We start from the raw sequence: 9,346 nt of genomic DNA on the forward strand, positions 1-9,346 counted from the left end.
GGGGTGCAGCGACCGGGGCGGGGCGGACACGGAGGACGATGCTGTGTACATGGGAGATACAGATCCCTTCGTGTGCCTGCAGTGCCTGTCCAAACAAGCGCGCTGCCCGGCCCGGTCCCACGGGTGCACCCTGGGGAGTGTCCCTCGGTGACCGGGTCGGGGTGGCGCGTTCCTACCTGACACCAGATGCGCAGTGGCACACCATCTGGCGCACCCTGGCGAACCCTGGCGAATAGTCGCCCGGCAACCCGCGCCGGGCTATGTTCAAGTCAGCCGAGAACCTGGGGGCTTGACGTGAACGGACAACCCAACTCCCGTCTCTCGGACCTGTTCGGCCTGGCCGGCTGGTCCAAGGGCGAGCTCGCGCGGCGGGTCAACCGGCAGGCGGCGGCCATGGGCCACCCCCAGCTGTCGACCGACACCTCGCGGGTACGGCGTTGGATCGACACGGGAGAGATCCCGCGCGATCCGGTGCCGAGGGTGCTGGCGGCTCTGTTCACCGAGCGTCTCGGCCGTGTCGTGACCATCGAGGACCTCGGTCTGGTCCGGCACGGGCGTACGGGAAAACGGCCCGACGACGGGAGTGTGGAACATCCCGACGGTGTGCCGTGGGCGCCCGAACGGACTGCTGCGGTCCTCACCGAATTCACGGGAATGGACCTCATGCTCAACCGACGCGGCTTGGTGGGCGCGGGCGCCGCGCTCGCCGCAGGCTCCGCACTCAGCAGCGCCATGTACGCATGGCTGCACTCCGATCCGACTCTTTCCGCCGACGCTCCCCGGTTCGACGATCCCCTGCACGCCGACCCCGCTGGGTTCGACCGCTACGAGGCCGCCCCCATCGGGTCGCAGGAGATCGAGGAACTGGAGGAGTCCGTCAAGGTGTTCCGCGCCTGGGACGCGGCCCGCGGCGGCGGGCTGCAGCGCAAGGCCGTGGTGGGACAGCTCAACGAGGTGGGCGGCATGCTCGCCTACCGGCACCCGACCGATCTGCAGCGGCGCCTGTGGGGCGTCGCCGCCAATCTCGCCGTACTCGCGGGCTGGATGTCGCACGACGTCGGCCTGGAACCCACGGCCCAGAAGTACTTCGTCATCGCCGCCCACGCGGCCCGCGAGGGCGGCGACCGGCCCCGCGCCGGGGAGGCGCTCTCACGGGCGGCTCGCCAGATGGTGCACCTGGGCCGGCCCGACGACGCACTCGATCTCATGAAACTCGCCAAGACCGGTTCCGGCGACGAGGTGCTGCCGCGCACCCAGGCGATGCTCTTCACCATCGAGGCCTGGGCACAGGCGTCGATGGGCAAGGGCCAGGCCATGCGCCGCACCCTCGGCCAGGCGGAGGACCTCTTCGTCTCCGACCGCGGCGACGTACCGCCCCCGAGCTGGATGCAGACGTTCAAGGAGGAGGATCTCTACGGCATGCAGGCCCTGGCCTACCGCACCCTGGCCGAGCACGAGCCCGGAGCGGCCGTGCACGCCCAGTACTTCGCGGAGAAGGCCCTGGCGCTGCGGGTCGACGGACGGCAGCGGTCGAAGATCTTCGACTTCCTGTCGATGGCCTCCGCCTGCTTCATCGCCGACGACCCCGAACAGGCGGACAGGTACGCGCGGTTGGCCCTGGCGTCGATGGGATCGAACTCCTCCCACCGCACCTGGGACCGGCTGCGCGAGATGTACCGGCTCACCGCCCAGTACGCCGGCTATCCGAAGATCCACGAACTGCGGGAGGAGATCGAACTGGCGCTGCCGAAGACCCAGTCGAGGAGCCCGAGGGCCAGGGGCGGCAACAGCGCACAGGCATAAGGGGTTTGTGCGGCTCCTTCCGCACAAGGAGTTCGTACAGCCGCTTCTTTAAGCCGCTTCTTTCTCAGGTCGTCCTGGCGACGAGCACGCACGCGTCGTCCGCGCGCTCGGTGTCGCCGAACTCCTCCACGACCATCCGTACGCAGTCCTGTGCGGTGCGCGCCTCGCCGAACCGCGGGGCCAGGTCGAGGAGTTGGCGCTCGGCGGCCTCTCCGCTGTGCCCCGGCACCAGTCCGTCGGTGTGCAGCAGGAGTACGTCGCCCGCTTCGAGGGTCTCCTCGGCCTGCCCGTAGGCCGCTCCCGAGGTGGCGCCGAGCAGGACGCCGTCCGGTGCGCTCAGCACGCGCCCCGTCCCGCCGCGGAACAGCAGCGGGGCGGGGTGTCCTGCCTGCGCCCACGCCAGTGTGCGGGTCTCGGGCCGGTAGCGGCAGCACACCGCGCTGCCCAGGGCCGGTTGCACGGTGGCGTCGAGTAACTGGTTGAGCCAGGACATCAGTTGACCGGGCTCGGTGCCCGCCATCGCCATCCCGCGCAGGGCGCCCAGCAGCATCGCCATGCCCGAGGTGACGGCGACACCGTGTCCGGTGAGGTCGCCGACACTCAACAGCGTTGCGCCGTCCGACAGTTGGAGCGCGTCGTACCAGTCGCCGCCGATCAGCGCGCTGGTGGAGGAGGGCAGATAGCGGGCGGCCAGGTCCAGTGTCTCCGGCCCCTGGTGCGGGAGCCGCAGGGAGCCACGCCACGGCGGCAGCACGGCCTCCTGCAGCTCGACCGCGAGCCGGCGCTCGGTCTGCGCGTGGTGCCGGTGGATCTGCAGCGAGTCACGGGTCTCGCTCACCGTCCGCTGGCTGCGGCGCAGTTCGCTGACGTCCCGCAGCACGGCCCACATCGAGGCGGTGCCGCCGTCGGCGTCGAGCACGGGCTCGCCCATCATGTGCACCGTCCGTACGGTGCCGTCGGGCCGGACGATGCGGAACTCGCCGTCGATCGGCTTGGCGTCGATCAGGCAGTCCGTGACCATCGCGGTCAGCGCCGACCGGTCCTCGTCGAGGATCAGGGACGGCAGTTCGTCGAGCGTGAGCGGGGGAGCGGCCGGGTCACGGCCGAGGATCTGATACAGCTCCCCGGACCAACTCGCCTCGTCCGTCAGCAGATTCCACTCGGCACTGCCGACCCGGCTGAGCAGCGAGTCGTCACGAGGCGCTTCCGGTACGGCAGTTGGGGCGAGCGGTGCTTCTACGGCCGCCTGCACGGGTGGCGGGCCGTCCCGTAGCTGGGCCAAGTGCTCGTCGAGGTCGTTGAGTTGATGCAGCGCCAGATCGCACAGCGCCCGCTGCCACCGCTCGCGCGGGTCCGCACCGTCGTGCTGCGCGTCCCGTCGTACGGCGTCCACGTCGCCCATGAGCCGCCGCGCCTGCGATATCAGCGCGTCGACCGAGCCGCGCGCGGGCGGCTGGGCGGCGGGGCGGTCCGCAGAGAGATGGGACGGCATGACGCACTCCGATGCGGGGACGGTACGACCAAGGCGGATGGAGGGACCGGTTACGACTGTCGCACAGGCTGCGACGCGCTGTAAGGGATTTGGCAACACCCGATCCGGTGGTGCTTCTGGCATATGCCAGCGTCTTCACGGGCGACTGGTGCCGTGCTCGTGGCGCAGCTGTCCTGGTGAGGCAAGTCGTAGACGCCGTACGCGAGTTGAAGGACTGATTACCCTTCCGGCTCGACATTCAACCACCTGTTCGACGGCTCGATGTTCCCGCGTGGCGTCGGTGTCCGACGTGAGGCTGAAAAGTGTCGCTCGGGCGAGTGATCCGCAGGATGCGGCAGTTATTTTGAGCCGTTGCTTTGTTATAGCCATGACAATTCTGTGGACGTGATGCCACGCTGCTGAGCACCACGCTCACCGAGCGTTCACCCACTCCTCACCCTTCCTCCCCGCACCCGCGCGCCCGCCGGACGGCCGTACCCCGGCCCGACCCGCTCTCCAGGACTCCACCGAGTCCGACCACCCCACATAAGGAGAACGCCTTGACCCGGCATGACCGTTATCCGCACCACCCCAGATACACCGCGGCCCTCGTGCTCACCGCGGTCGGCACCCTGCTGGCCGCCGGTATGCAGACCAGTGCGGCCTCCGCCTCTCCCGGCGGGCACACCGCCTCCGCGAAGATCCTGGCCACCCCGCGGGCCGGAGCGGCTCAGGCCGCTCTGTCGCCGTCGAAGCACGCCGCCCTCCTCAAGAGCGCGGGCGCGGCCGTCAGGAACACGGCGAAGACCCTCGGCCTCGGCGCCAAGGAGAAGCTCGTCGTCAAGGACGTCAGCCAGGACGCCGACGGCACCACCCACACCCGCTACGAGCGGACGTACGCCGGACTGCCCGTCCTCGGCGGCGACCTGGTCGTCCACGCCAGGAGCGGCCGCCTCACGGTGACGAAGGCCGCCAAGGCCGACCTGACCCTGCCGGACATCACCCCGAACGTGACGTCGGCGACGGTGAAGACCAAGGCGCTCGCGGCGGCGTCCAAGGCGGGCGGCGAGAAGGCCCGACTCGACGGCGCCCCGCGGCTCGTCGTCTGGGCCGCCGGTGCCAAGCCCGTCCTCGCCTGGGAGGCGGTGGTCGGCGGCTTCCAGGACGACGGCACGCCCAGTGAACTCCATGTGATCACCGACGCCGACTCGGGCAAGGCCGTCTTCCAGTACCAGGGCATCGAAACGGGCACCGGCACCGGCCAGTTCAACGGAACGGTCCCGCTCGGTACCACGCTCTCCGGCTCGACGTACCAGCTCGTCGACGGCGACCGCGCCGGCCACCGCACCTACGACCTGAACCAGGGCACCTCCGGCACCGGCACCCTCTTCACGGATGACAACGATGTCTGGGGCGACGGGACCCAGAGCAACCGGCAGACCGCGGGCGTGGACGTCGCGTTCGGCGCGGCGGCGACCTGGGACTACTACAAGGACGTCTTCGGGCGGAACGGCATCCGCAACGACGGAGTGGCCGCCTACAGCAGGGCCCACTACGGCAACAACTACGTGAACGCGTTCTGGGACGACACCTGCTTCTGCATGACCTACGGCGACGGCTCGGGCAACACCCACCCGCTGACCGCGCTGGACGTGGCCGCGCACGAGATGAGCCACGGCGTCACCGCCGCCACCGCCGGCCTCACCTACTCCGGCGAGTCGGGCGGCCTGAACGAGGCGACCTCGGACATCTTCGCCGCCGCGGTGGAGTTCCACGAGAACCTGCCCGCCGACGTCCCCGACTACATGGTCGGCGAGAAGATCGACATCAACGGCAATGGCACACCGCTGCGTTACATGGACAAACCCTCCAAGGACGGCGCGTCCCGCGACTACTGGAGCTCGACGCTCGGCAGCGTCGACGTCCACTACTCCTCGGGCCCGGCGAACCACCTCTTCTACCTCCTGTCGGAGGGCAGCGGTGCGAAGACCGTCAACGGAGTCTCCTACGACAGCCCCACCTACGACAGCGTGCCCGTCGCCGGCATCGGCATCGACAACGCCCAGAAGGTCTGGTATCGGGCGCTCACCACGTACATGACCTCGTCCACGAACTACGCCGGTGCGCGCACCGCGACCCTGCAGGCAGCCGCGGACCTCTTCGGCGCCTACAGCCCGACCTACCTGGCCGTGGCGGACGCGTGGGCGGCGATCAACGTCGGCAGCCGGATCGCGCTCGGCGTCAACGTGGCCCCGGTCGCCGCGCAGATCAGCGGAGTCGGCCAGGCCGTGTCCCTGCAGACGGACGCGTACACCACCAACTCCGGTGCGGGCCTGACCTATTCGGCCACGGGACTGCCCGACGGACTGACCATCAGCAGCACCGGTCTGATCTCCGGGATCCCGACCACCCTGGGGACCAGTGACGTCACGGTGACCGTCACCGACGACACGGGCGCGAGTGCCACCGTCGCCTTCAGCTGGCGGATCGCCAACATCTACGCCAGCGCCACCCGCGTCGACATCCCCGACAACGCCGGCGCCGTGGAGTCCCCGATCACGGTCACCGGCCGCGACGGCAACGCCTCGGCCACCACCCAGGTCTACGTCAAGATCGTCCACACCTACCGCGGCGACCTGACCGTCGACCTCGTCGGCCCGAACGGAACCGTCTACTCCCTCCTGAACCGCTCCGGCGGCTCCGCCGACAACGTCGACCAGACCTTCACCGTCGACACCTCCGCCCAACCGGTCAACGGCACCTGGAAGTTGAGGGTGCAGGACCACGCGGCGGTCGACGTCGGCTACATCGAACAGTGGCAGCTCACTCCGTGAACGGGCCTGTCTAGCCCCGTAGTTCGGGGATCACTGACTCGGGTTCGTCGACTGACAGCCCGAGTTGGTTCTGGCCGCGCCGGTCTGCACGCAGGCGCGGCCAGAACCCATCGTCACGATCGGCCAGTTGTACGACGCCCCGCGGTCACGGCGTGATCAGCCGGTCCTGTTCCACCGGCGGTGTGCCCCCGCACCAGTCCAGGGCCTTGCCGAAACGTACCAACTCGCCGTAGTGGGTGGGGTCGACGTGCTCGGCGAGGACGAGGTCGAGAACGGCGGCCGCTGCCTCGGCCGGCGACTGCGCCTGGCTGAAGTCACTGAACCAGGGGCGGGAGGTGTCCGTGTCGACCATGCCCGGGCACACGGAGGCGATCAACGTGTTCGTCGCGAGGTCGTGTTCGCGGCGTTCGGCGGCGACCGCGCGGACGGCGGCGACCTGGGCCACCTTCGAGGGCACGTTCAGCCAGAGCGGCCAGCCCGCCTCGGCCGTGGTCCGGTGGTGGACGGCGCCGCGCCAGGACTCGACGGCGTACTCGACCTGGTCCAGGCTCGCGCCGTCGAACAGGTCGTGCAGCGCCGGGTCGAGATGCCCGAGGGTGCCCAGGCTGCTGGCCACGACGAGGAACCGGCCGCCCGGGCGCAGGACGGGGCCGAAGGACCGCAGCATCGCGTGGGTGGCGGTGTTGGACACGTCGATGAACTCGTCGGCGCGCGCGGCCTGCGACTCTCCGGGCAGCACCCGGGCCACGGCGTTCGAGATGACGATGTCGACCCCGCCGTGGCGCTGCCGGAGATCGTCGGCCAGGTGGGTGATGGCGTCGGTGTCGGTGACGTCCAGGACCCGGCCCTCGACCCGGCTGCGGGTCCCGGGCAGGTTCGCCACCTCGTGGGCCGCGTCGGTGACGCGCCGCTCGTCGCGTCCGGTGAGCAGGACCCGGTCGTCGGAGCCCAGGCGGGCGGCCAGGCCCTCGACGAGGGCGCGGCCGAGTCCTTGGTTGGCGCCCGTGACGAGGGCGATGCGCGAAACGTTCATGACTGCCACGGTAGGAACCCGCCGGGTGTGCGTCCAACGAAAGTTACGCACCGCTAGCATGCGTGATCGTCATGGACTTCACGGATGTGTCACTCACCGCGCTGCGCGTCTTCCGCACGGTCGCCGAACAGGGAACCTTCACCGCGGCCGCCGCGTCACTGGGCTACACCCAGTCCGCGGTGTCCCGCCAGATCGCCGCGATCGAACGGGCCGCGGGCGCCGAACTGCTCGAACGGCGCCGCGACGGCGTACGGCTGACCCCGGCCGGCCGGATCGTCATGCGCAGGGCGACGGTCGTACTCGACGAGATCGGCGCGACCGCGCGCGAACTGTCCGGTCTGCCGACGGAGGCCGCGACCGTCCGCCTGGGCTGGTTCCCCAGCGCGGGAGCGGTCCTGCTGCCCCGCGCCCTGGCCGCCCTGCGCCGCACCGACCCGGACCTGCACGTCGTCAGCCGGGAGGGCGGCACCCCGGCCCTCGTACGAGCCCTGCGCGCCGGCAGCCTCGACCTGGCCCTGCTGGCATCGGTGCCGCCGTTCAGGCCGCCGGACACCGAATCGCCGCCGCTGGTGCTGCGCACGCTCACCGAGCGCCCGCTGTACCTCGCGGTGCCCGCCACGCATCCACTGGCCCGCGGCGACTACGTCGACGTGGCCGACCTGCGCGGCCGGCGCTGGATCGCGAGTCCCTCCTCCGGCGAGGACAGGCTGATGGGCGTATGGCCGGGGCTGGACGAACGCCCCGAGATCGTCCACACCGCCCGCGACTGGCTGGCCAAGCTCCAACTCGTAGCGGCGGGCTTCGGCCTGACCACAGTGACAGGCTCCCTCGCCCCCGCCGCACCGCCGGGCGTACGCGTCCTGCCGGTACGCGGCGGCCCCCAGGAACAACGCCGCCTCCTGCTCGCCCGGCTTCCGCAGACGCCCACCGAGGCGGTCACCCGAGTGGGAGCGGCTCTCCGCCAGGCCGCGCTCGATGCGTATACCCCGAGCACGGAACCAGCACAGGAATGAGCCCCTCGGTCGGCGGGTGCGGTGTCCGCACGGGAGGGAGTTGGTCACTCGTTCCCCATCGACGTGGCTACGGCGTCGGAAGTTGGTCACCCGTCGCGATTGGCCTCCCCAACTCGGCCTTGCTCAACGGAGTTTGGCTCCCCAGTGCAACACCCGCTCGCCGAGGAGCACGCGCAGGGCGGGGTGGTAAGTACCCCGCTGGCGAGAGAGGTTCCCGCGCGCTGCCCCTCCGTCCGGTCGTCCTCGATGGCGACACCCCGGGCAGGTCCTCGTTGTGGCTACGGCGTTCACGCGAGGGGGAGTTGGCCGGCTGTCGGCCCGGTCCTCCTCCCCAACAAGGCGCTGCCTGGCGGACGTTGGCCCGCGACGCAACGCCCGCGCGCCGACCGGCACCGGCACGCCCTGCCGCACGCGAGGCAGTTGGTCAGCCGCCGACCCGCCCTTCTTCCCCAACACGGCGCTGCCCGCCCGACGTTGCCCCGCGCCCCAGCATCCACGTCCCCATCAGCACCGCGCAGGCCCTCACAGTCAGAAACCCCCCCGGCGAGGAACGTCCCCCGTACATCCGCAAGCCGCAGCACAAGTCCCCCGAGCGCCGCGCCGGCCGCGATACCCGCGTTGTAGGAACCGGAGTTGGCCGCGAGAGCGATGTCCGTACGTCCCGGTGTGCAGTGCAGCATCGCGTTCTGGGCGGTCATGAACACCGGTCCGAGCGCACCGCCCATCAGGGTCTGGAACACGACGGCCGCCACGGGACGGGTGCCGAGTGCGTACAGGCCGAGCATGCCCACGGGACCGCGCCGGTGACGGTCGTGCCGGCCAGGCACGCGACGCCGAACACCACCAGCAGGACGCCGACCGCGCCCGAGGAGAACCCGCTCACGTCGCCGAGGAACGTGACGATGTACGTGAATTCCGCGAACGCTCCCGTGGCGGACAGAGTCCCCGCCGCCAGTACCGTGGCGAACCTACGGGCGTCGGGACGCGTGCCGTAGGCCGCCCGCTCCTCGTCCGGACGTGAGGTCGGCAGCAGGGCGGCGATCGTCACCAGGGACACGAGACCCAGGGCCGCCGGCACGGCGATCGGTACGGGCCGGCCCTCGTGGCGGCCCAGCCAGGTGCCGGCGGGTACCCCGAGCACCAGGGCCGGCGAACCGGCGACGGACAGCGCCCCGACCACCCGCCCCCGGAC

At 70.7% G+C, this 9,346-nt stretch carries 5 protein-coding genes and 1 pseudogene; 3 read left to right on the top strand and 3 right to left on the bottom strand.

What is annotated here, in order from left to right; genetic code table 11:
- Positions 1–294: 294 nt before the first annotated feature.
- A complete protein-coding gene (locus tag AC31A1_RS39675; RefSeq protein ID WP_489657938.1) occupies positions 295–1,803 on the top strand; it encodes a DNA-binding protein NsdB in 1,509 nt (502 codons plus the stop codon).
- Between the two features lie 64 nt (positions 1,804–1,867).
- Here AC31A1_RS39675 and AC31A1_RS39680 read toward each other — a convergent pair whose 3' ends face one another.
- A complete protein-coding gene (locus AC31A1_RS39680) occupies positions 1,868–3,295 on the bottom strand; it encodes a PP2C family protein-serine/threonine phosphatase (protein ID WP_489657939.1) in 1,428 nt (475 codons plus the stop codon).
- Positions 3,296–3,834: 539 nt separating this feature from the next.
- Between AC31A1_RS39680 and AC31A1_RS39685 the strand changes: the two genes are divergently transcribed.
- Entirely contained in the window at positions 3,835–6,108 is a 2,274-nt protein-coding gene (locus AC31A1_RS39685; RefSeq protein WP_489657940.1) for a M4 family metallopeptidase, read from the top strand.
- Positions 6,109–6,253: 145 nt separating this feature from the next.
- On the opposite strand, the gene AC31A1_RS39690 is transcribed toward AC31A1_RS39685, so the two are convergent.
- Entirely contained in the window at positions 6,254–7,141 is an 888-nt protein-coding gene (locus tag AC31A1_RS39690) for an SDR family NAD(P)-dependent oxidoreductase (protein WP_489657941.1), read from the bottom strand.
- Between the two features lie 71 nt (positions 7,142–7,212).
- Here AC31A1_RS39690 and AC31A1_RS39695 point away from each other — a divergent pair, with 71 nt between their 5' ends.
- Positions 7,213–8,154, top strand: coding sequence for a LysR family transcriptional regulator (locus tag AC31A1_RS39695; RefSeq protein WP_489657942.1), 942 nt, complete (start codon positions 7,213–7,215; stop codon positions 8,152–8,154).
- 724 nt (positions 8,155–8,878) lie between these two features.
- Here the strand turns inward: AC31A1_RS39695 and AC31A1_RS39700 are convergent.
- A pseudogene (locus tag AC31A1_RS39700) lies at positions 8,879–9,346 on the bottom strand (MFS transporter); the annotation flags it as partial.

The sequence above is a fragment of the Streptomyces sp. P5F9 genome, assembly GCF_057961495.1.